The following is a 21,579-nucleotide window of genomic DNA, read 5'->3' as shown; positions in this document are numbered from 1 at the left end:
TGCTTAGGCAAATTATAAAGTTATAGGAATCTAATAATGAATAAAGCTCAACTAGTTGAAAAGATGGCGGCAGACGCAGAGATTTCAAAAGCAGCGGCAACCCGTGCTTTAGAAGCGTTTACTGGCGCAGTAACTAACACACTAAAAGATGGCGGTTCTGTTGCTTTAGTTGGTTTTGGCACATTCTCAGTAAAAGAGCGCGCTGCGCGTACTGGTCGTAACCCACAAACTGGCGCTGAAATCCAAATCCCAGCTGCGAACATTCCTTCGTTCAAAGCAGGTAAAGGCCTAAAAGACCAAGTAAATCCTTAATCCACTCGCTGGACAAGAAAAACCTCCCAAGTTGGAGGTTTTTTTATGCCTCTCATATTCATTATAATTGATAGCGCTATCTTGAATTTGCTACTATCGCCCCAATCTCGTATTTTTATCTAATAAGTTGTTTAATCAGTTTTCATGAAGCGTTTTAACCTTTTCGCCGTTATGTCATTACTCATGTTGTTATGGGTAGCTGCTGCGTGCGCGACAGGAACGCCTGATACTCACTTATCCCATACTCCCGATACACACAGCACAAGCTTCGAAAACATCACCCAAAAGGGCCTCGCTGACGCCAATCAGTTACCCAGTAAACCAAGTCCTGCGAGTCCAATAAAGCTCAGTGGTGAAACCACGCATCACGAAAAGGGCTTATTGCCGGAACGTGAGCGTACTAGCCACCCTAGTTATTTTCTGCATCCTAAACAACAAGCCGAATATGCGCTTGTATTTGAGCTTGCAGCAGAAAAATATATACCGGCCTCAGTCTATGACATAAATAGACCTAAACCTGTACCTTGGTATATGTGTGATACTCGGCCAAATAATGGCTTTATCGACAACTGTAAGCCGGCAAACTTAACCTTCAAAGGCAGTCTCAACTTCGCCTCTTAATCATTATCGACTACCAATAAAGCACCCAAATAGTAGTTTTTGATACCAGCACCTAACGTCTGTATGACCAGTATTCGTTAGCAAATCGGTATCGCTCAGATAGATATTGAGAAAAATATGAAAGATATAAACTCGCCAACGAGGGCATCAACCTCTCGTGGAGCCACCGCGCGTGCAAAACGTTTTTTTACTGCGCTTATTGTGTTCTTGTTGATCCTTTGTGCACTACCAAACGTGTATCCCAATAAGAATTTAATTCAAATTCAAGCAAGTAGTAACGAGGTTGTGTCTCTGTCGCTGCCTGAGCTTAAATCTCAGCTAGAAGGAGAGGGATTCAAAGTCAAGCAAATCGAGTCTCATCAAGGTGGCTATTTAGTTGAACTTGAAAACCGCACGCTAACCGCCGAAGCGCGTGCTTATATGGCTGAGTCTCACTCAAAGCTAAGTGTTAAGGTTGTTAGTGCTTTAACGATGCCACAGTGGTTAGAAAGCACTGGACTCAAACCTATCAAGCTCGGACTCGACTTGGACGGCGGTGTGTTGTTCGTACTCAAGGTTGACACAGAACAAGCGGCGCAAAATAAACTGCAGTCACTCGCAGACGAAGCCAATAGCCTACGGATCAAAAATCGTTATCGTAACCTATCTATTCCTCAAGTTATCAGTGGTGAGCAGGTTGAGGTCATAGCGAAAGCGCAAGGGCAAAATGAACTCGCTGCGCTTACTGCGACACTGCGCGAACTCTATCCACAATTTACCAGTACAACTCATAAACAAGGCAGTTTAACGAAAGTGAACTTCCGTTTTGCCGAAGCGAAAAAAGCAGAGTTCGATAAGCAGTTAATGGCCCAAGCACTGTCTACTTTACGTTCGCGTATTGAGGAACTCGGGATCACAGAAGCCGTTACGCAACGTCAAGGCACTAATTATATACGAATCGAATTACCTGGCGTGCAAGACCCAGAACAAGCCAAGCGTATTATCGGCGCAACAGCAAAGCTTTCATTTCATGCATTACAAGAAATGGGAGGTCAAAAATTAAAGGATAAATCTGGCGCTTTGGTTTCAGTCGACCCAGTTGCCATTTTTGGCGGGGATGAAATAGAGTCCGCGACAGCAGGAAGAGATGAATACGGAAAGCCTTTAGTGCAACTATTCTTATCTTCTCAAGGCGGTGAAAAGATAAACCGATTTTCTAGAAACAATGTAGGTAAGCCAATGGCTACTGTATTCAGCGAATATTACGCGGATCCAAAAGGAGAGATTAAGCGCAAAACGGAAGTGATTTCAGTAGCCACTATTCAACAAGTATTAAATACCCGATTCAGTATTACCAATATGCAGTCAATGGAACGCGCGCAGGAGTTAGCATTATTGTTGCGGGCGGGTTCTCTTGACGCACCAATCACCATTGTGAAAGAGCAAACCATTGGTCCTTCATTAGGCGAAAAGAATATTGAAAGCGGCTTTAAAGCTTTGGCGTTAGGGCTAAGCCTAACTTTGCTGTTTATGGCAGTATGGTATCGCAAGCTAGGCGCAGTGGCCATTACCTCATTACTGGTAAACTTAGTTTGCCTAATTGGATTAATGTCGCTGCTTCCTGGTGTTGTGCTTACCTTACCCGGCATTGCGGGCCTAGTTTTGACTATTGGTATGGCGGTCGACACCAATGTTATTATTTTTGAGCGAGTTCGCGAATTAAGGCGTAAAGGCATTGCGATGGTCACTGCATTAAAGCAAGGTTATCAACAAGCCATGTCGAGTATTATCGATGCTAACTTAACCACGATGATAACTGCTCTTATCCTACTTGGTATCGGTTATGGACCAGTAAAAGGGTTCGCGATCACCTTGGCGCTGGGCATAGTAACCAGTATTTTCGCCGGTGTGGTCGTCTCCGGTATGTTATCAGAATCTCTTTATTCAAAATCACGTAAAGGCGCAAAGTAAAATGACAAGTAAAACGCAAAAGGCGAGATTCGTCGGGCTAATTTCTGGATTGTTACTTGTCCTTGCAAGTCTCATAGCCATCACCCAAAAAGGCATTGTATTAGGCCAAGATTTTACCGGCGGTTACGTTACGGTTATCGACTTACCCAAGCAAAAGAGCCAAACAGAAATGCAAAACAAGCTAGCTGAGCTTGGTGTTCAAGATGCACGAATCTCTCTACAAAACGATGGTAGCTGGAGAGTTTTCCAAACCCCTCAGTCCACCGATGAAACACACGTCAAACAGTGGATAGAAGGACTTGAAACACAATGGCAAGCAAGCGTATTAGACGCCAGTTATCTTGGTGCGCAGGTGGGTAATGAGTTAATTGAGCAAGGTGGCCTTGCAGGTATATTCGCATTACTTAGTGTATTGATTTACTTGGCGTTTAGATTTGAGTGGCGCTTAGCGGTCTCCGCAAGTATCGCGCTTTTTCATGATGTGATTGTGACGCTAGGTTTGTTTGCAATAACGCAAGTAGAATTTGACTTAACCGTGCTTGCAGCACTGCTGGCGATTATTGGTTACTCACTCAACGATTCGATTGTGATTGGTGACAGAGTTAGAGAGCTTTTGTTCGAAGAGCAGTGGAAAAACAGTCCCGTGGGCAATACCATAGACCAAGCGATAAAGGATTCAATGAGCCGCACGCTTATCACCTCATTAACGACGCTCACAACGGTGTTAGCGATATGGTGGTTAGGCGGCGCAGGACTTAATAGTTTCGCCATAGCGTTGTGTTGTGGCATTCTCATTGGTACTTTGTCTTCCTTGGCAATTAGCGCAACTTTACCGCAGTTTTTAGGCTTGTCGTTTAACAACTACCTAAAAGAAGAATCTGAGGCAGCGAAACAGCAACTCGCTGAGCCATAAGCGTAATATGCGATTTAGGTTAAAAAAGTAGCAATTGCTCTTTTTTAACCTTGTCGTGCTGATGTATAATCCGCACTTCGAAAGGAGCCGGATAAGGATTAATGTCAAAATATAGTTATCAAACTCGGTGCGGGAAAGTAACCCTCTGGGCCGAGCAAAATATCCTCTTTGCCTGTTTCGAAGGAAATATTAATGAGTCTATGATCCATTATTTTTCTAGGGCATTAGAGCAATGTCGAGCTGAGATCCATTCTTCGACATGGGGTTACGTGAGTTATTCCGAAAAGGCCATAGCTGCGACACCAGAAGCCTATAAGTTACTGGTAAATACAGCAAAGCGCTGTTTGCAGTTAGGCTGTGTTAGTGCTGCGTATGTGTTGAAGTCGGCAATTGCGAAAAGCCAGATTGAAAAAATGCGCAAAGAAATTGGCATGCCAGAGCCATTAGATCAAGTTTTATTTGCTGATGTAAGCGCTGCCATTGAGTTTGTAAAAAGTACTTTAGCTACACCTGAAAAGTTGTCGGTATAAGACATCCTAATTCTATATAAGTGACGTTGCCTGTTGGGACGAGCATTTATAATCAGTTTGATTGCGCCTTCACTGTTAAGGCTTCATTGGGCCGCATCTCGCAACGTGCGATGATGCGGTTGTTTTTATCTTCTTCCTGTCTAAGCAACATACCTTCGTCATTTTTTGTCCACCACACAAACCCATCACCTTGATATTTTGCACCGCTGGCTGAACGAGCAATCTTCATCCTAACCACTTGTTCGTTAAAATGGACAGTTGCCTTATCACTGTCGTTGTAGTCAACCTTTATCACCGAATCATTATCACATTGATAGCGGCTAAGTGTTTCACTAAGCTCAATTTTACGATTCGAGATGTCCTCGCCACATGCACTGAGAACAGCGCTAATTAAAACAGCAAAGGCAATTTGAGATTTCATAAACAGACTCCGGCGAGAAAAAGACGGTATCTGATAATTTAGCGTAAACGGATGAAGTTAAGGTGAATAGTGTGGTTACAAGGCAATAAAAAGCAGCATAAAAAAGGCCCTACGGGCCTTTAAACATGATTACAAGTTATTAATCCTTTACTGGAATAGCATTGGAGATACTCTGCGCTTCACGTATTTTTGGCGTGTATAATCGCTTCGTCATCGCCATAAAGAAAATAGGCGTAAACAATAGACCAAATAGAGTAACCCCTATCATTCCTGAAAATACTGCAATCCCCATGGTTTCGCGCATTTCAGCACCCGCACCGGTTGCAAGTACCAGAGGTACAACCCCTGCGGTAAAGGCAATTGACGTCATTAAAATAGGACGTAAACGTAGTTTACATGCCTCAATAATTGACTCTAAATTAGTCTTGCCTTGCTCGTACTCTTCTTTTGCAAATTCCACCATTAGGATTGCGTTTTTACACGCTAAAGCAACCAAAACGATAAGAGCAATCTGGGTAAAGATATTATTATCGCCGCCTGTTAGCCACACCCCTACTAATGCTGACAGTATGGTCATTGGCACAATGAGGATGATTGCAAATGGTAGCTTTAGGCTTTCGTATTGCGATGCCAAAACCATAAACACCAAGAGTACAACCAGTGGGAAGATATACACCATCACATTACCCGCGAGGATCTGCTGATAGGTGACTTCAGTCCACTCAAATGCCATGCCTTCGCTAAGCGTTTCGTTTAGCACCGCTTCAATTGCCATTTGCGCTTGATCCGAAGAATATCCGGGCGCAGGGCTGCCATTTAACTCGGCAGTAGGATACCCGTTGTAGTGCATAACGCGATCAGGTCCCGTTGTCGGCGTGACTTTGAGTACCGCGCCAAGTGGCACCATTTGACCGTAGTTGTTTCTTACTTTGTAAGACAGAATCTGTGCAGGATCTGCCCGAAAATTAGCGTCAGCCTGAGCGGTAACCTGATAAGTGCGACCAAATAAGTTAAAGTCATTGACGTACATTGAACCTAAATAGATCTGTAATGCATTAAACACTTCCTCGAGCGGTACGCCTTGTACCATTGCTTGCTCACGGTCGATATCAATGTCCATTTGTGGTACTTGGATCCTAAAGCTTGAGTACAGTCCCATTAGCTCCGGTTGCTGCTGCGCTTTTGCGATCACTGCTTGTAAGTCAGAGAATAGCTTCTCAAAGCCAAGATTTGCTCTATCTTCAATTTGCAGTTTAAATCCACCTGTGGTGCCCAACCCTTGTATTGGTGGCGGTGGGAAAACCGCGACAAACGCTTCATCTATGATGGCAAACTTCTGATTAAGCCGCGCAGCGATTGACGACGCATACAACTCTGGTGACGTACGATTTTCAAATTTATCTAGGGCAACAAATACAATCCCGCTATTTGGGCTGTTTGTAAAACCATTTACTGAAAGCCCTGGGAAAGACACGGAATGTAAAACGCCTGGAGTCTGAAGCGCAATTTGTTCCATCTCACGTACAACGGCTTCTGTTCTATCCAAACTTGCAGCGTCTGGCAGTTGGGCAATCGCAACAAGATACTGTTTGTCCTGTTGTGGAATAAAGCCGCCAGGGATGGCGCTAAACAACTTAGTAGTAGCAAAAATTAACCCTAAATAAACCACTAAAACAATGGTGCTCAGTCTAATAAGTTTTTTTACCAGTCCGACATAGCCGTGAGCTGCCTTATCAAAAAAGCGATTAAACGGTTTGAATAGCCACTGACCAAACAATTTATCTAACACCACTGTGAGTTTGTCTGGTTTAGCACCGTGCGGCTTTAACAGTAGTGCAGCGAGCGCTGGTGATAATGTTAATGAGTTAAATGCCGAGATCAGCGTCGAAATCGTGATCGTGAGGGCAAACTGTTTGTAAAACTGACCTGACAAGCCGGTAATAAATGCAGTTGGAATAAACACTGCACAAAGCACCAACGCAATCGCTATAATAGGGCCTGTCACCTCTGACATCGCTTGTTTAGTTGCCTCGAAGGGCGCAAGACCGTTTTCAATATTACGCTCAACGTTTTCAACCACGACGATGGCATCATCGACTACGATACCGATTGCTAGTACCAAACCAAACAACGACAACGTATTGATAGAAACACCAAGCCACTGCATTGCAGCAAAGGTACCAACTAACGATACAGGCACCGCTACCAGCGGAATAATCGAAGCGCGCCATGTTTGCAAGAATAAGATAACGACTAATACCACAAGTACAATGGCTTCTAATAATGTCGAAATTACCGCATCGATTGAGCCGCGAACAAAGATTGTCGGATCGTAAACGATATCGTATTCAACCCCTTCAGGAAAACGTGTCGATAACTCTTTCATGGTTTCACGCACCTGATCCGACAGCTCTATCGCATTAGAACCAGGACGCTGGAAAATCGGCATTGCCACCGCTTCATTTCCATCTAGCAAAGCTCTTAACGCGTAGTTATCTTGTCCAAGCTCAACTCGGCCAATGTCTTTGAGTCTAGTGATCGCGCCATCGCTCGATACGCTAACAATAATATTGTCAAATTCACTGGTATCTGCCAAACGACCTTTAACGTTTAACAGAATTTGGAATTGATTTTCATTGGTTGTGGGTTGAGCACCCACAGAGCCAGCTGCTACTTGGCGGTTTTGTTGTTGGACTGCTCGGACCACATCACTTGCGGTTAAGTTTCTTTCAGCCAATTGCTCGGGGTTTAGCCATATCCGCAACGCGTATTTACCGCCGCCGAATAGTTTTACATCACCAACTCCCGGCAAGCGCGCTATCTGATCTTTGACATAAATATCGGCATAGTTTGAGAGGTAGCTTGTATCATGCGAGCCACTTGGCGATACCAAATGCACCACCATAGTGAGATCTGGTGACGCCTTCTCAGCCACAACCCCTAAACGTTGTACTTCTTGCGGTAACCTTGGAATAGCGCTATTTACACGGTTTTGTACTTGAACTTGGGCACGGTCCAAGTCAGTACCAAGTGCAAAAGTCACGGTAAGCGTTAACCGGCCATCACTGGTTGCTTGAGAAAACATATACAGCATGTTCTCAACACCATTGATCTCTTGCTCAAGTGGTGTTGCAACGGTCTCAGCAATGACTTTTGGGTTTGCACCGGGGTATGTTGCAGATACCACAACCGTCGGTGGTACCACCTCTGGATACTCACTCACGGGAAGCTGAAAAAGGGAAATGGCCCCTGCGATTAATATCACAAGCGACATCATCGCCGCAAAAATAGGGCGCTTAATGAAAAAATGGGAAAATTTCATTATTAGTTTAATCCTTGTGAAGAATCGCTAGGCGTCATCGCAACCACTTCCGTGGCAATGTTATCTGGCAAGGTAAGCGTCACGGAGTTTGGGCTTATCGGCATGCCTGGGCCTACACGCGCTGGACCATTCACAGCGATACGCTCTCCTGCGGCTAAACCCGACTCAACAGCACGAAATTCGCCATAGCGATTACCGAGTGTGATTAGACGATATTCAAGTGTATTAGCGTCGTTGACGACAAGAACAAAACGGTTTTTAAGATCTGTACCCACTGCGCGGTCTGGAATTAATACTCGATCGTTTTGCTCACCGGATGAAAGACTCACTCGCGCAAACGAGCCAGGTCGTAATTGTCCACTGTGATTATCAAAAGAAGCGCGTACTTTTAGGGTTCCGGAGTGGTCATCAATGGCGTTGTCAATAAAGTCTAGCTCACCCATGACTGGCTGCGACTCACGGCCGAGTAGCTGTAATTTCACAGGAAGCGGCTCACCTTCCGTCACTGATGCAAACTGGCTATTCCAAGTGCGCTCGTCGATATCAAAGTACGCATACATCTTATCGGTTGCGACTATCGTTGTAAGCAAAGTGTCGTTTGCTCTAATGGTGTTACCTTGAGTGACCTCTGCAAATGAAATTTTGCCGCTGATTGGTGCTGTGATCTTGCTAAACTCTAAGTTTAACTGAGCTGCTTTAAATGAAGCGCGAAGCGCATCTAGTTCGGCTTCACGCTGTGCGGTAAGCGAAACACGGGCATCGACTTCTTCAGTTGAAATCGCTTTTTGCTTGCTTAATCGAAGCGCACGTGCTGACTCACTTTTTGCTTGCGAAAGGGCCGCTTCGGCACGTTTCACTTGTGCGGCAAGGCCGGCAACCTCAGCCAAGAAAGTTCTATCGTCCAGCTCAAATAGAACATCGCCTTGGTTCACCGTATCTCCCTCTTTGAAGTTTACCGAGCCGATCACACCCGTGACACGAGCGCGAAGTGCGACTTCGTTTGGAGAAGAAAGGCGTGTTGTATAGGTGTGCCAATCAGCAATGCTAATTTGCGGTGTTGCTGCTACATCAATTGGTTGAAGAGGCGGAGTTTGACTGCTTGCCTGCTCAGCTTCGCCACATGCACTTAGCAGTAGCAAAGCTGAAATAATCGTTGCGAGTTGCGTTGGTTTTAACATAGTTCCTCCTTTGTGTATGGAGGTAACTATACGTTTCATTTGTTGCATTAAACATAAGTGAAATGGAATATGATTGGTGCTAAATTAGAATCAATTGATGTAGATAACGAAATCAAAATGTCTTTTTCGTGTGATTTGCGCGAGATCTAAGATAAATCTTCCCGATTGATTTAAAATAACAAAAAGCCTAACGGAATTGAATTATGTCTAACGCTAACCATTTACAATCCCTACTGAGTGGCGTGCTCAATAAAAGTGACGATGCAGTTGCTATTGTTAGCAACAAGTCGGTTCTTGAGTTTTGCAATAAAGCAATGGCGAAGCTAATTGGACAACCCTCGTCTCACATAACAGGACGCACACTGGGTAATATCTTCGACCCACAAACAGACGATACGTTTGATGACAGAATCGACGGGGATGAACTCACAGAATGGTTTTTAGGCTTAAGCAACGGCTGTGAATTAGACTATCCAGAAATTGAAATTGATACCTTAAGCGGTGAGTTCTTCAGATTACGGTGTTTTTCGCTGCAAGATGATGCCTTTGTTATCTACGGAGACAACATTACCACAACAAAAGCAATACATAGCGAACTCGATCACTTACGTAAAGAGCTTGATTTTATTACCAAAACTGATCCATTAACGGGCGTCGCCAGTCGTAGGCAGCTAAGCGATAAAATTGACAGTCAAATTAGGTTGTATGAACGTTACAGAACACCATTTAGTGTGATACTGACCGACCTCGATAATTTCCGTGCAATCAACGAGCGATTTGGCCATGAAGCGGGAGACATAGTGCTGGTTCACGTGAGCTCGCTACTCTCTGACATGTTACGAGACACGGATTTAATAGCTCGGCTAGGTGGAGAGGAATTTGCCCTAGTACTCCCTAATACCGGCTTAGAGGGGGCAATCTTAGTCGCCGAGCGGGCACGCATTATGATAGAGCAGGCATCATTTCAAATTGCGGTCGGTGAAGAGGTCGATATTACCAGTTCATTTGGGGTTGCAGAATTTGGCGCAGGTGAGTCTGGCGTTGAAAGCATTATTCGTCGTGCAGATACGATGTTACTAGAAGCCAAAAGCAGTGGCAGAAATCGAGTTGTTCCAAATCCGCACTAATTAAGACCAATCGTTAAATTGTAATAATGCTTAACTAAGCTAGTTCCTTCAAGTAGTAGATAAGTGCGCCCAATATGGCGCATTTTGCAGTTAAGGAATAATAATAATGGCAAGTTTTACCCGTCGAGATTTTATTAAAAGTGCATTAATGGGCGTTGGCGCAGCGACAATTAGCGTCTCGTTAATAGGTTGCGGCAGCAGTGATAATAAAGCGGTTGCAAGCAACGATTTTGCTGTCGCATTTAACCATGGTGTCGCAAGTGGCGATCCTTTAGCTGATAGCATTATATTATGGACGCGAGTCACTCCTGAGGGTACACCTAACAGTGTGGATGTCACTCTACAAGTATCAGAATCTGAAGATTTTGGTGTCTTACTACAAAGCCACCAGCTCGCCGCATTAGCAAAAAACGATTACACCGTTAAAGTAGATCTTAATGGCCTGACTGCAAATAGCCGCTACTTTTATCGCTTCGTCACTAAGGAAACGCATTCACCCATAGGTAAATCCAAAACCTTGCCCGTTAACGATGTAACTCAGGTAAAACTTGCCGTCATGTCTTGTGCAAATTATCCGGCTGGTTACTTTCATGTTTACGCAGAGGCTGCAAAACGCAGCGATTTAGACGCAGTGTTACATTTAGGTGATTACATATACGAATATGGTATGGGTGGGTATGCCACTGAAAATGCCGACGCCATGGGGCGAGGGCTGGATGCAGATAATGCGAGCGAGATTATTTCATTAAATGATTATCGTCGTCGCTATGCAAAATATCGTACGGACCCTGGTCTGCAAGCTCTCCACGCCAGTACGCCATTTATTGCGGTATGGGACGACCATGAAGTATGCAATGACTCATACATGGATGGCGCTGAGAACCATAACGAGGGAGAAGGGGAGTACACAGCCCGAAAGCTTGCCGCACTGCAAGCCTACTATGAATGGATGCCTGTGCGTCCGATGGTTAAGGATCAACTTGAGAGCCTCTATCGTAAATTTGAATTTGGCGACTTGTTATCACTTTATATGCTAGATACTCGTCATGAGAGCCGCGCTAAAGCACTCGACTATCAAGATTACATTGACCCTAGTACAGGACAAGTAGATTTTGCCGGGTTTCAGGCGGATCTCATCGCACCTTCGCAACAGCTATTAGGTGTAAACCAATTGACTTGGCTCACAGATAACTTAAAGACATCTGCAGCGAAATGGCAAGTCTTAGGGCAACAAGTATTGATGACCAAAATGATGATCCCAGCCGAGCTGCTCATGTCTCTTGCCAACCCTTCTGCACAAATGTCGACGCAATTAACAGAGCTTGCTCAAATAAAGGGAAGAATGCTTGCTGGTGACTCAACGCTGTCAGAGCAAGAAAAAGCGCGAGTCACGTTTACCGCACCTTATAATTTGGATGCATGGGACGGATACCCGGTTGAACGTGAAGTAATTTTACAAACAGCAAAATCGGCCAATAAAAATTTAGTAGTCGTTGCTGGAGATACGCACAACGCCTGGTCTGGTAAGCTCTGCGATGCAAGCGGAGCTGTTTGTGGTCAAGAATATGCGACTGCTTCTGTCAGTTCTCCAGGGCTTGAACATTACTTACAATTAGGCGATGAGCAGGCGCTACAATTTGCTGAGGTATTGCAATTACTAGTCGATGACCTTGAATATGCCAATATTCATCAGCGTGGTTATTTAACGCTTAATTTCACAAAAGAGAAGGTGGAAAGTGAGTGGCATTTTGTCAATACAGTTAAGCAAGAGCAGTTTGAAAGTCACAATAAACAGCGCGAGCTTATACTGTAGGTACGGCAAGCAATTCGCGCTACGCTTCTTGTAAAGCTGCGTAAAAAGCGTGTAAAGGGGCTTTACAGCCCCTTGCATTTAGCTATTTTATCTTGCGAAAGAAGCGGTGTTATCTTGAACGGCTTCTTTTTATCTCCTTTAACTTTAACCTTTGCAATATCTAAATATTGAAAGTCGCCAGGGGCGTTAAGACGCCATAAATTCTTTGACTGTTCAGAAAAGCAAAACTCTCCCGTATCTCCATGTATCAACAGCAACGGATAACTGAGTTGAGTCGCATATTCTGCAAGTGTCTCTCGATATAACTGATAACCATCGCACTTAGCTTTTGAGTTTTTATCACAGCGTCCTGAGTGATTCTCTTTTTGATACAGGTCAGCTTGTAGAAATATCACTGCAGCTTTGTGGCTTGGCGTCAGCAAGCTATCCAACCACTTAATATTCTCTACATCACGACGATGGGACTCTTCGTGCACTACTTTTTTATCGGATAATAAGATTTGTTTGCGACCATTGTTGGTGCCAGGTACATGCAAAGTTAAAAACTGCACATCATCCACTATCCAAGATTGATTTTCAGGTACTGTTTGCTGACGTTTAAACTTTGGTAGATCAGGCATTTGCACCGCAAAGTGTTTACGGATGAAATCCAACCTTTCTAACTCATCAAACCTAGGGTTCAGAGTTTCGCGGTCACAGTCAGTCCAATCATTGTCGCCGGGCGTGAATACAAAAGGTTGGCTACTCACACTTGAGATCAGGGCATAATTATCTTTAAGCAGCTGGTCTGTACAAGGCTCAGCACCGGATTTCATATCACCTACGTGCACCATAAAATCATGCTGTATATCATTTACCTTTTCCTGCAGAGCACCATTTGGCATCAGCATGCCTCTGTCTATCTCCGTATAGGGCATATCACCAAAGACTAAAAACGACGTTGCCGAGGCCTGAAATACACTGAGCATAGGCATCACTGCCATGGCGAATAATTTAACGAGCTGCACAATAATTCTCCTTTATGTTACCCCTCTATCATACATCAACTCTGTGACAGAAGAAGTTGCTCTCTCAATAAAAAGCGCCGCTAATTGCGGCGCTTTGCTACTTAAGATGTTTTTCGAAAAAAGCTAAAAACTCAGTGAGCGTCTTCACTCTATGTGCTTGATAACTCAGATGATGATTCCCATCCTCGAGCTCTATGTATTTGAACTTCTTGTCATTATCTTCAAGTTCATCTGCCATGTCACGACTATGATTCACAGGCACGACTTTATCGTCATCACCATGAATAAGTAACACGGGGCGGTTAATCTGCTTAGCGTAGTTAACAGGAGATTGTGCCTCAAGTTTATCAGTATCTTGTCCAAATTGGTCACGAACAAGCTCTTTGTTTGTGAAAAAGCGCGCACGACTGACTATCGATTCTAAGTCTGTAACACCAGCAAAACTTGCTGCACATTGAAACGTTTCAGGATGTTTTACCACAGCCATTAGTGCCGCATAGCCGCCGTAACTCGCACCACCTATACAAATTTTATTTTTGAGTGCATACTTTTCTGCAATCAACCAGTTTGCCGCATCTTGTAAGTCATCTTGCATCTTTCCTCCCCAACCTTGATTTGCTTCATTAAAGAAGTCAAAGCCATAACCAAAAGAGCCTCTAAAGTTAGGTTGGAAAACCACAAAGCCTCGGCTTGCCAATAGTTCAGACCAATAATCAAAGCCAGCGTAGTCGCGAGAGTATGGTCCACCGTGTGGAAAGATGATTGTGGGAGCAGCCGCATCGAATGCTTTAGGTAGGGTTAAGTAACCCTCAATTTCAAGGCCGTCACGGGCTTTAAACGATACCCTTTGTTTGCCCAAATAATTGTCACCGGTAATATCTGGATATAAACGTCCTAACCCCGCTAAAGAGCTGGTTTCTCTGTCACCAATCAGGTACGTACCAGAGTCTTGGTCCGAATCGCCGTACGCAATGTATTTTTTATTATCCGCACTCATACTTATTACAACGGTGTCATAGCTTGGTAATGCCGCCTTGAGTGAGCCTTGTAGGAGTTTGCGGTCTTCGTCCCAATAGACTCTCGAGTTATCAAGGTTGGAATGGCTGAAGCCTATGGCTCGACCGTCGTGTGAATAAATGAGACTGCCATCAAAATCATAGTCTGGATCGGAGAAAATAAGCTGAGGTAAAAGCGGGCGCTTAGTAATGTCTGCTTTAAACAGCGCATTTTTACCATTATGAAGTGCGGTGAGGTAAATAATATTTGGGTCTTTATCAAATCCAAGAATATGGATAGCTTCCGGACCACGAGCCTGAAAGGTATAGAAATCGGTTAAATCCTTCGTCTCATTATCATAGAGCATATAGTAGGCAGTGATCCCTTCAAAACCATAACCCATTCTTACATTGCCTTGTTGATCGGCTATCCAGCTAGATATTTTTCTTCTTGCTCGAACAACTTTCTCGCGTCTATCTTTAGCTATGTCTAAGATATAAACGCTCGGCTTATTTGCCATATCGAAGTCAGTTTGTACCAATATCTTGTTTGGTTGTTCTGGCAGTATGCTAATGACATCGTCTTGAAATTGGGCTGGAATTTCATTGCGATAAGCACGGTTGATTTGAACCAATTCATCCGTAGGGTTTTTTAAATCAAATTTAAATAAACGAGATGTTGTGTACTTTACGCCTCGCTGCACTTTGGTGTAATTAGCACCAAATAAGAGCATGTCATCGCTGGCCCAATCGTACCAACCAAGTGCTATCGTTTTATTATCAGTTTGCAATATATAGTTTTTTTTATGCGTTTTTAGGTCATGAACAGTAAGAACGAGATTTCCTTCATAATTTTGTAAATACGCAACTGCCTTACCACTGGGAGAGAGCGAAACTTTACTCATATTAGGGAGTTGCGCGTAACTTTCAATAGGTAACTGAGCGTTAGCAGAGCTAGTGCATAAAAGTGCAATAGCAAATAGAATTATATTTTTCATTTTTAGATAAGATGTAGAATGTTTTATGTGTCTTTAATTTGGCGACATTATTCCCTATTTTGAGGCTAAACTCCAACCTATATGCTTTGTCATACACTATCATTAGCGATAATTTCAAAAAAGTGAGAGCAAAAGTTCGCTACATTGCTCTCACCTTAACGCCGTTGAAATGAAAGCTGCGTACACACCAGTTTATGCGTACGCAGATTGAAACTAACTTTTAGTCTACTATACGTTTATTGGATTTGAGGCGTGGGTTTGGTAATCGGTATAACCTTGTTCGCTACCACCAAATAATGTCTCAGGCTGATGTTCGTTTAAGTACAAGTCATTTGCCAGCCTGTAGGGCAAATCAGGGTTTGAGATAAAAGGACGACCAAACCCAATCATATCAGCCCAACCTTCATTAAGAGCTTGTTGGGCGCGCGCTTTAGTATACTTTCCGGCATAAATTAACACGCCATTAAATGCCTCTCTAATTGCGTATTTAAATTTCAAAGGCATATCTGGCGCGTCTTCCCAATCCGCTTCTGCGATGTGTACGTAGCATACGTTGAGCGCAGTTAGCTGTTTAATTGCCGCGAGGTATGTCTGCTCAGGGTTTTCATCTACTGTACCATTTAAGGTAGTAAGCGGCGCAAGTCTAACGCCCACTTTGCCACTGCCTATTTCTTCACTCACCGCCGTTACGACTTCACGCAAAAAGCGAATGCGGTTATCAACAGAGCCACCATAGCCATCAGTCCTTTGATTTGAGTGAGAGTCTAAAAATTGATTAATCAAATAACCATTCGCTGCATGCAGTTCAATTCCATCAAATCCTGCTTGCATCGCGTTGCGTGCAGCGTGTCGATATTCGTTAATAACATTATTGATATCTGCTTGGGTCATTGCTCTAGGTGTTTGTGCTTGAATAAAATCAGGGGAGTCATTTTCATCGATGAAAACTTTCACACCCTGAGCTTGAATTGCCGAAGCTGAAATCGGCTGAGGCCCGCCGGTATTACTTTGATGCGATACTCGCCCGACATGCCAAAGCTGCGCAAACATAACACCGCCTGCATCATGCACTTGTTTTGTGACTTGTTTCCAGCCAGCAACTTGGGCGTCTGAATAGATCCCCGGTGTCCAAGCATATCCCTTACCTAGTTGCGATATTTGTGTCCCTTCACTAATAATTAAACCAGCCGTAGCACGCTGTGCGTAATAGGTTGCCATCAAATTGTTAGGGATATCCCCGGGTTGACTCGCCCGCGAGCGGGTCATAGGTGGCATCACGATACGATTACTAAGTGTTTTACCTGCTATGTTAATTGACTCAAATAAATCAGCCATTTGGCCTCCTCAACGTTTATTTTCACGATGAGAAGCTTAACGGTTTTAAATATCTTCATTAACCGCAATAAATACAAAATATATTTGTAAAAAATGAAAAAACTATAGCGTGAGCCTAGGCGCAATATAGTCTAGAAATGCCGAAATCCGAGAGGATACACCACTATTTTGATAATACACGGCTTGTACTGCTTCTCTGCGATTTGGCGAAATAATTTGCTCGGTAAAAACTTCAACAAGTCTTCCTGCTTTTATATCTTGCCTCACCATAAAGTTAGATAGCAGTGCAATGCCATGGCCTGCAATACACAATTGCCTCACGGTCTCACCACTGGATGCGCTAATGGAAAACTTGAGCTGTTGCGGACTTTGTAAAGGCCAGACGTTGAGATGTGGGGCATCGGTAAAACCTATCAAGTTATGATGTGGAAGATCAATCCGTGATTCATTACCTACAAATTTACTTAAATAGTCAGGGCTGGCTACTAGATGAAGTTTACTGCGGCCTAGCAAACGCGCATGAAGATTAGAGTCAGCCAAGTCACCAATCCGTATTGCGATATCGGTTTTATGCTCCAGCAAATCGATAATGCTGTCATGACTCGTTATTTCCAAAGTAATATCGGGAAAGACCTCATTAAAACCTTTTAATATAGGCGTAAGCTGGTGAAAAACGAAAGGACTTGCAGCATCCACTCTTAATTTACCTGCCGGTGAAAATCGTAACAGCCTTAACGCCTCTTCGCCTTGCTCAATGGTATTAAGTGCCTGTCGCGCATAGTGTAAAAATAGCTCGCCTTCTTCGGTTAACTCTATCCGTCGAGTCGTTCGATTGAATAGGGTTACACACAAGGACTTTTCTAATCGAGTGACTGCTCTTGAGATCTTTGCAACTTGTTCGTCCATCAGATTTGCTGCAGCGGAAAAACTCCCAGTATCGACAACACAGATAAAAGCTTCTAGATCTTCGGTTTTTGAGCTAACGGCCACGTGTGTTCCTTTTCATTTTCTACAAAAGTATTTTGTCATTTTTGCTGTTTTTTGCAAATAAAAAAGCTTTCACACTACACCAACTTATTGCTTATCACGTTAAAAAGGTTATTTATGCCGCTTGCATTACTGGCGCTGACATTAAGCGCATTTGCCATTGGTACCACCGAATTTGTCATTGTTGGTTTAGTACCGACCATTGCTTCCGATTTATCAGTTTCGCTGCCAAGTGCAGGTTTACTGGTGAGTTTATATGCCATTGGCGTTGCTGTTGGTGCGCCCGTTTTAACCGCACTGACAGGGCGATGGAATAGGAAATCTGTATTACTTAGTTTGATGGCACTATTTGTCTTTGGCAATCTGCTTGCGTGGCAAGCGCCAAGTTATGAAAGCCTCATTTTAGCGAGGATCATGACAGGGCTCGCTCATGGTGTGTTCTTCTCGATTGGCTCTACGATTGCAACTAGCTTGGTCTCAAAAGACAAAGAGGCAAGTGCCATCGCCATTATGTTCACGGGACTGACCGTTGCGCTCGTAACAGGTGTCCCCTTGGGTGCTTGGATTGGCCAACAGTTTGGCTGGCGAGTCACTTTTCTAGTAGTTTCTGCTTTAGGTGTTATCGCTCTATTGGGAAGTGCTTTATTAATTCCAAAGAACCTAAAGCAAAGCGCATCTGCCAGTCTATCTGAGCAGGCAAAGGTATTATTGCAACCCAGATTACTGCTAGTCTATCTTATGACCATACTCGGCTACGGTGGAACCTTTACGGCATTCACCTATCTTGCGCCAATTTTACAACAGGAAGCTGGTTTTCACGCCGCTACAGTCAGTATTATTATGCTGGTTTATGGTGTATCTGTTGCTGTTGGCAATATTTATGGCGGAAAATTAGCAGATAAAAAGGGGCCGATAAGCGCTCTGACCATCATCTTCGCGTTACTCTCGATCATTTTGGCTGTGTTGACATTTACCATGCAGTCGAAAGTAGGCGTGGTGATCACAGTACTAGTGTGGGGAGCATTTGCTTTTGGAAATGTACCTGGTCTTCAGGTCTATGTTGTACAGCTAGCCGAAAAGTTTACTCCAAAAGCGGTGGATGTCGCATCAGGGTTGAATATCGCTGCGTTCAACGTTGGAATTGCGCTCGGCTCTGTCTTAGGTGGCCAAATTGTAGAAAATATGTCGCTGCAGGACACCGCTTGGGTAGGCGCACTTATTAGCGCTGCAGCCTTATTAGCAACCCGTTTTAGTGGCCATCTGGATAACAGGGCTCAAGTTGTAGAGTAGGTGGCGGCTCATCCCGAGGAATTTTGCTAAAAGATCGCCACGTGAAGTGGCTCCTACGAAAAGGCGATCTGGTTTAGCAAATATTCAAGTTTCACCAAAGTAGGAGCAGGTTAATCCTGCGAGCTTTTGTTAAAGATCGCCACGTGAAGTGGCTCCTACGAAAAGGCGATCTGGTTTAGCAAATTTTCAAATCTCACCAAAGTAGGAGCAGGTTAATCCTGCGAGCTTTTGTTAAAGATCGCCACGTGAAGTGGCTCCTACGAAAAGGCAATCTGGTTTAGCAAATATTCAAGTCTCACCAAAGTAGGAGCAGGTTAACCCTGCAAGCTTTTGCTAAAAGATCGCCACGTGAAGTGGCTCCTACTAGACTAAACTGCGCACTATTGTTTGGGGATCGCATTTCCTTTAAACGACACTTTGATATTCGTCACTTTACTTAAGTCATAAAGCTGTGGATTTTTCAGCTTAATTGACCAAGTGGTAAACGGAGTTGGTTTAAAGTAATTAATAGCATAATCGTTTGCTATTGCACCACTGGTGATTGGATCTATGCGCGTCGTTTCACTATCTAACAGCTCGTAACTTACCAATCGGTATAACGACTCTGCACTAAATTGATAGGGTTGCCCTTTAAACCTATCTTGATATGAACCACTAGATCTTACTTCGATATCATAGCGCTGGTTCTCATTTAACCCAGAACCTTCTAGTACAACATTGACCTCGTCTAATCTAACTCGATCAAACTGGGAAAAATCAATATCTTCCAACGACAGCGTAAAACTCATTTCACCGTCTTGCGCAAAATCCAGCAATTGCTGCGGCGCATCTAACTCTTCTATGGTGAGCATAAAATCTTGAGGTCGAGGGTTAAAACGCAATAATGACGCGGCCTCTTGTTCACGTAGTAAAGCTAAGTCGTGACGGTATTCTTGATAACTTTGATTAAGGCTTGGTGTCACTATGGTGTCATCAAGAGACCAGTAGCTAAATGCCGCCTGATAGTTTGTTAATGCAACAAATATCGGACGTTTTAGATTATTCAGAGTCCGGAATAGCTGTTCCTCCATGTCCTGAATTTCATCTAGACTGTTTTGATTATTTTGTAAAAATGCATCTATACGATTGATCTGTTTAAGCTTTGCATCAGCGGTGATGCGCAAATCTATCTGTCTAGATTGCTCCTGGGCAATATCAATCTCTACAGCAACTATTGCCTTACCATGATTAATCAACTTTTCGATAGCAACAAGGTAGTCACTTGCACCATCAATGTCTTCATCTATGGCCTTTTTCATTTGTGCCTTAGCAGTTATCAAAAATTCGTCCCAAATTCGATTTGCCTCTTCTTTGGTCGGAATGAGTGAATTAAGACGATTGAACTCTTGTGCAAGCTCACTACTAGAAAACGGATCAGCGGTTTTTTGCGATAACACGTTTAACTGGCCGCTAACCGTTTGTACTTTATCCATTAATGACGCGATATCATCAATTTTGGTTTTTAACTCATTGATCTCTTGGATTGTGGCGGGCAAGCTCGCGACCAAGTCTTTCAGACCGCTGGTGTCACCCCCAGCAGCACCCGCAAATGCAGTGCCCGCACTAATTACGGTTTCAAGTACTTTAAGCCCAATTTCAGTGATTTTATCTAGTTTGTAGTCCAAAATTCCTTGTTGAAACTCGACCCCAGAATAGAAGACATTATTTTCTTGTCCGCTGAATGATGCTTTTTGTTCATCAAGTGTTTTTACCAAGCTCGTCAGTTGCTCAACAGAGCGAGAGATAATTCGTTGCTCAGCAGATGCAACGTCGAATAGGTTATCCTGCATCAAAGTGAGATCTTGGCGTTTGTTTTCTAAACTTCTGCCTTGTTGCTGAAAATTATTGTAGCTATCCTGATATGCTTCCATCGCGTCAATATATGCTTTAATCGTTAACTCATAAAAGTCGCGGGATAGGCTAGGCACATAGTTTTTGTTAAGTGTTGCGTACGACAAAAACTGTTTAAAGTTAGCCAGCTGCAAGTAAAAATTCTTTGCTTGAACGGAAGATTCTCTAACATCATGAGCTGCGTTTAAAATAGATTCAGGCCAACTCAACATCTCAATACTCAACGCTGGATTTTGATCATAGGTAGAAGCCGCCATATCGAATGACTTTTCAAATGCATCTAAAAAGTACTCTTTATGCACAGAGATAAGTGACGTTAACGCTGGCGAAACAGGCGTTGCAAACTTATTGCCTTGTATTACCTGATATAGCGTACCAAACGAATCCGGTGCAATACTAAAGCGTTCAATTTCACCATCACTTGGCGAATGAGCTGTGATTATATTGATATTGGCCTCAACTTTATCAGCCATAAATACCAATGTTGATGCTTGAGCACTTTGGGTGTCTAAATTGATACTCACCGTACCATTACCCATTATTTTACGTGCAACGATAAAAATTCGTTTGTTTGGTGCATCGAAAATCATGTTTCGGTCGATTTCTACCGTGTCAGCCGCAATGACGATAGTATTATGATCTCTTGCACTGGAAAGCACGTCATTCAAATTTACATGTAAGGCCGAGACCAAATAATTTTGTGTGTCTATCTGTTGTTGATTTGAAGTCGTAACGCTCGGTAGGTTTTGACTTAGCTCAAGATTATATAGCTCATTCCAAGTCGCAGCTTGGCTCGAAAAAGCGCAGCCAATCAACAGGCTGAGTAAAGTTGGTTTCATAGTAACTCCTTGTTGCAACATAAAACACCAACCTATTGAGCGCTCTATGAG

Annotated in this window: 16 protein-coding genes; 8 read left to right on the top strand and 8 right to left on the bottom strand. The window is 43.5% G+C overall.

Annotated features, from left to right (window positions below; genetic code table 11):
* The first annotated feature begins 36 nt into the window (after positions 1–36).
* From MHN30_RS07360 to MHN30_RS07340, 5 genes are all read left to right on the top strand, one after another.
* Positions 37–312, top strand: a complete 276-nt coding sequence (locus MHN30_RS07360) for an HU family DNA-binding protein (protein ID WP_010377204.1) — start codon at positions 37–39, stop codon at positions 310–312.
* A gap of 144 nt (positions 313–456) precedes the next feature.
* Positions 457–933 carry a hypothetical protein gene (locus MHN30_RS07355; protein WP_130127424.1) on the top strand — a complete coding sequence of 159 codons (477 nt, stop codon included), beginning with the start codon at positions 457–459 and terminating at the stop codon, positions 931–933.
* Positions 934–1,050: 117 nt separating this feature from the next.
* Entirely contained in the window at positions 1,051–2,883 is a 1,833-nt protein-coding gene (secD, locus tag MHN30_RS07350; protein WP_239359104.1) for a protein translocase subunit SecD, read from the top strand.
* 1 nt (position 2,884) lies between these two features.
* Positions 2,885–3,796, top strand: a complete 912-nt coding sequence (secF, locus tag MHN30_RS07345) for a protein translocase subunit SecF (RefSeq protein WP_239359103.1) — start codon at positions 2,885–2,887, stop codon at positions 3,794–3,796.
* A gap of 101 nt (positions 3,797–3,897) precedes the next feature.
* On the top strand, positions 3,898–4,326 hold the full coding sequence (locus MHN30_RS07340) for a hypothetical protein (RefSeq protein WP_039495205.1): 429 nt from the start codon (positions 3,898–3,900) through the stop codon (positions 4,324–4,326).
* Between the two features lie 52 nt (positions 4,327–4,378).
* Here MHN30_RS07340 and MHN30_RS07335 read toward each other — a convergent pair whose 3' ends face one another.
* The 3 genes from MHN30_RS07335 to MHN30_RS07325 all read right to left on the bottom strand — a co-directional run bounded on the left by MHN30_RS07335 (position 4,379) and on the right by MHN30_RS07325 (position 9,247).
* Positions 4,379–4,747, bottom strand: a complete 369-nt coding sequence (locus tag MHN30_RS07335) for an MliC family protein (RefSeq protein WP_039495203.1) — start codon at positions 4,745–4,747, stop codon at positions 4,379–4,381.
* A 139-nt stretch (positions 4,748–4,886) separates the two neighbouring features.
* A complete protein-coding gene (locus MHN30_RS07330; protein ID WP_239359102.1) occupies positions 4,887–8,069 on the bottom strand; it encodes a multidrug efflux RND transporter permease subunit in 3,183 nt (1,060 codons plus the stop codon).
* 2 nt (positions 8,070–8,071) lie between these two features.
* A complete protein-coding gene (locus MHN30_RS07325) occupies positions 8,072–9,247 on the bottom strand; it encodes an efflux RND transporter periplasmic adaptor subunit (RefSeq protein ID WP_239359099.1) in 1,176 nt (391 codons plus the stop codon).
* Positions 9,248–9,450: 203 nt separating this feature from the next.
* On the opposite strand from MHN30_RS07325, the gene MHN30_RS07320 reads away from it, so the two are divergent.
* Positions 9,451–10,374, top strand: coding sequence for a GGDEF domain-containing protein (locus MHN30_RS07320; RefSeq protein WP_239359098.1), 924 nt, complete (start codon positions 9,451–9,453; stop codon positions 10,372–10,374).
* Between the two features lie 106 nt (positions 10,375–10,480).
* Positions 10,481–12,187 carry an alkaline phosphatase D family protein gene (locus tag MHN30_RS07315; RefSeq protein ID WP_239359097.1) on the top strand — a complete coding sequence of 569 codons (1,707 nt, stop codon included), beginning with the start codon at positions 10,481–10,483 and terminating at the stop codon, positions 12,185–12,187.
* Between the two features lie 62 nt (positions 12,188–12,249).
* Here the strand turns inward: MHN30_RS07315 and MHN30_RS07310 are convergent, their stop codons facing one another.
* The 4 genes from MHN30_RS07310 to MHN30_RS07295 all read right to left on the bottom strand — a co-directional run bounded on the left by MHN30_RS07310 (position 12,250) and on the right by MHN30_RS07295 (position 17,512).
* Positions 12,250–13,194 carry a hypothetical protein gene (locus MHN30_RS07310; RefSeq protein ID WP_239359096.1) on the bottom strand — a complete coding sequence of 315 codons (945 nt, stop codon included), beginning with the start codon at positions 13,192–13,194 and terminating at the stop codon, positions 12,250–12,252.
* A 97-nt stretch (positions 13,195–13,291) separates the two neighbouring features.
* Positions 13,292–15,094, bottom strand: a complete 1,803-nt coding sequence (locus MHN30_RS07305) for a S9 family peptidase (protein ID WP_239359091.1) — start codon at positions 15,092–15,094, stop codon at positions 13,292–13,294.
* 321 nt (positions 15,095–15,415) lie between these two features.
* Positions 15,416–16,522 carry an alkene reductase gene (locus MHN30_RS07300; RefSeq protein ID WP_239359090.1) on the bottom strand — a complete coding sequence of 369 codons (1,107 nt, stop codon included), beginning with the start codon at positions 16,520–16,522 and terminating at the stop codon, positions 15,416–15,418.
* Positions 16,523–16,624: 102 nt separating this feature from the next.
* Positions 16,625–17,512 carry a LysR substrate-binding domain-containing protein gene (locus MHN30_RS07295; RefSeq protein ID WP_239359089.1) on the bottom strand — a complete coding sequence of 296 codons (888 nt, stop codon included), beginning with the start codon at positions 17,510–17,512 and terminating at the stop codon, positions 16,625–16,627.
* 114 nt (positions 17,513–17,626) lie between these two features.
* Between MHN30_RS07295 and MHN30_RS07290 the strand changes: the two genes are divergently transcribed.
* The gene (locus MHN30_RS07290) at positions 17,627–18,799 is read left to right on the top strand and encodes an MFS transporter (protein ID WP_239359084.1); all 1,173 of its coding nucleotides are present in this window, start codon (positions 17,627–17,629) and stop codon (positions 18,797–18,799) included.
* Positions 18,800–19,179: 380 nt separating this feature from the next.
* On the opposite strand, the gene MHN30_RS07285 is transcribed toward MHN30_RS07290, so the two are convergent.
* Entirely contained in the window at positions 19,180–21,528 is a 2,349-nt protein-coding gene (locus MHN30_RS07285) for a hypothetical protein (protein WP_239359082.1), read from the bottom strand.
* Positions 21,529–21,579: the final 51 nt, after the last annotated feature.

It is taken from the genome of Pseudoalteromonas sp. OF7H-1 (assembly GCF_022347825.1).
In the GTDB taxonomy this organism is placed as follows: domain Bacteria; phylum Pseudomonadota; class Gammaproteobacteria; order Enterobacterales; family Alteromonadaceae; genus Pseudoalteromonas; species Pseudoalteromonas maricaloris.
Note: the sequence above shows the minus strand (reverse complement) of the source record. Positions and strands in the feature narration are given on the sequence as shown.

What these genes read in the sequence shown, in the direction of transcription:
- MHN30_RS07360 (WP_010377204.1), top strand. Translation starts at nt 37, where the DNA reads ATGAATAAAGCTCAACTAGTTGAAAAGATGGCGGCAGACGCAGAGATT.
- MHN30_RS07355 (WP_130127424.1), top strand. Translation starts at nt 457, where the DNA reads ATGAAGCGTTTTAACCTTTTCGCCGTTATGTCATTACTCATGTTGTTA.
- secD (WP_239359104.1), top strand. Translation starts at nt 1,051, where the DNA reads ATGAAAGATATAAACTCGCCAACGAGGGCATCAACCTCTCGTGGAGCC.
- secF (WP_239359103.1), top strand. Translation starts at nt 2,885, where the DNA reads ATGACAAGTAAAACGCAAAAGGCGAGATTCGTCGGGCTAATTTCTGGA.
- MHN30_RS07340 (WP_039495205.1), top strand. Translation starts at nt 3,898, where the DNA reads ATGTCAAAATATAGTTATCAAACTCGGTGCGGGAAAGTAACCCTCTGG.
- MHN30_RS07335 (WP_039495203.1), bottom strand. Translation starts at nt 4,747, where the DNA reads ATGAAATCTCAAATTGCCTTTGCTGTTTTAATTAGCGCTGTTCTCAGT.
- MHN30_RS07330 (WP_239359102.1), bottom strand. Translation starts at nt 8,069, where the DNA reads ATGAAATTTTCCCATTTTTTCATTAAGCGCCCTATTTTTGCGGCGATG.
- MHN30_RS07325 (WP_239359099.1), bottom strand. Translation starts at nt 9,247, where the DNA reads ATGTTAAAACCAACGCAACTCGCAACGATTATTTCAGCTTTGCTACTG.
- MHN30_RS07320 (WP_239359098.1), top strand. Translation starts at nt 9,451, where the DNA reads ATGTCTAACGCTAACCATTTACAATCCCTACTGAGTGGCGTGCTCAAT.
- MHN30_RS07315 (WP_239359097.1), top strand. Translation starts at nt 10,481, where the DNA reads ATGGCAAGTTTTACCCGTCGAGATTTTATTAAAAGTGCATTAATGGGC.
- MHN30_RS07305 (WP_239359091.1), bottom strand. Translation starts at nt 15,094, where the DNA reads ATGAGTAAAGTTTCGCTCTCTCCCAGTGGTAAGGCAGTTGCGTATTTA.
- MHN30_RS07300 (WP_239359090.1), bottom strand. Translation starts at nt 16,522, where the DNA reads ATGGCTGATTTATTTGAGTCAATTAACATAGCAGGTAAAACACTTAGT.
- MHN30_RS07290 (WP_239359084.1), top strand. Translation starts at nt 17,627, where the DNA reads ATGCCGCTTGCATTACTGGCGCTGACATTAAGCGCATTTGCCATTGGT.
- MHN30_RS07285 (WP_239359082.1), bottom strand. Translation starts at nt 21,528, where the DNA reads ATGAAACCAACTTTACTCAGCCTGTTGATTGGCTGCGCTTTTTCGAGC.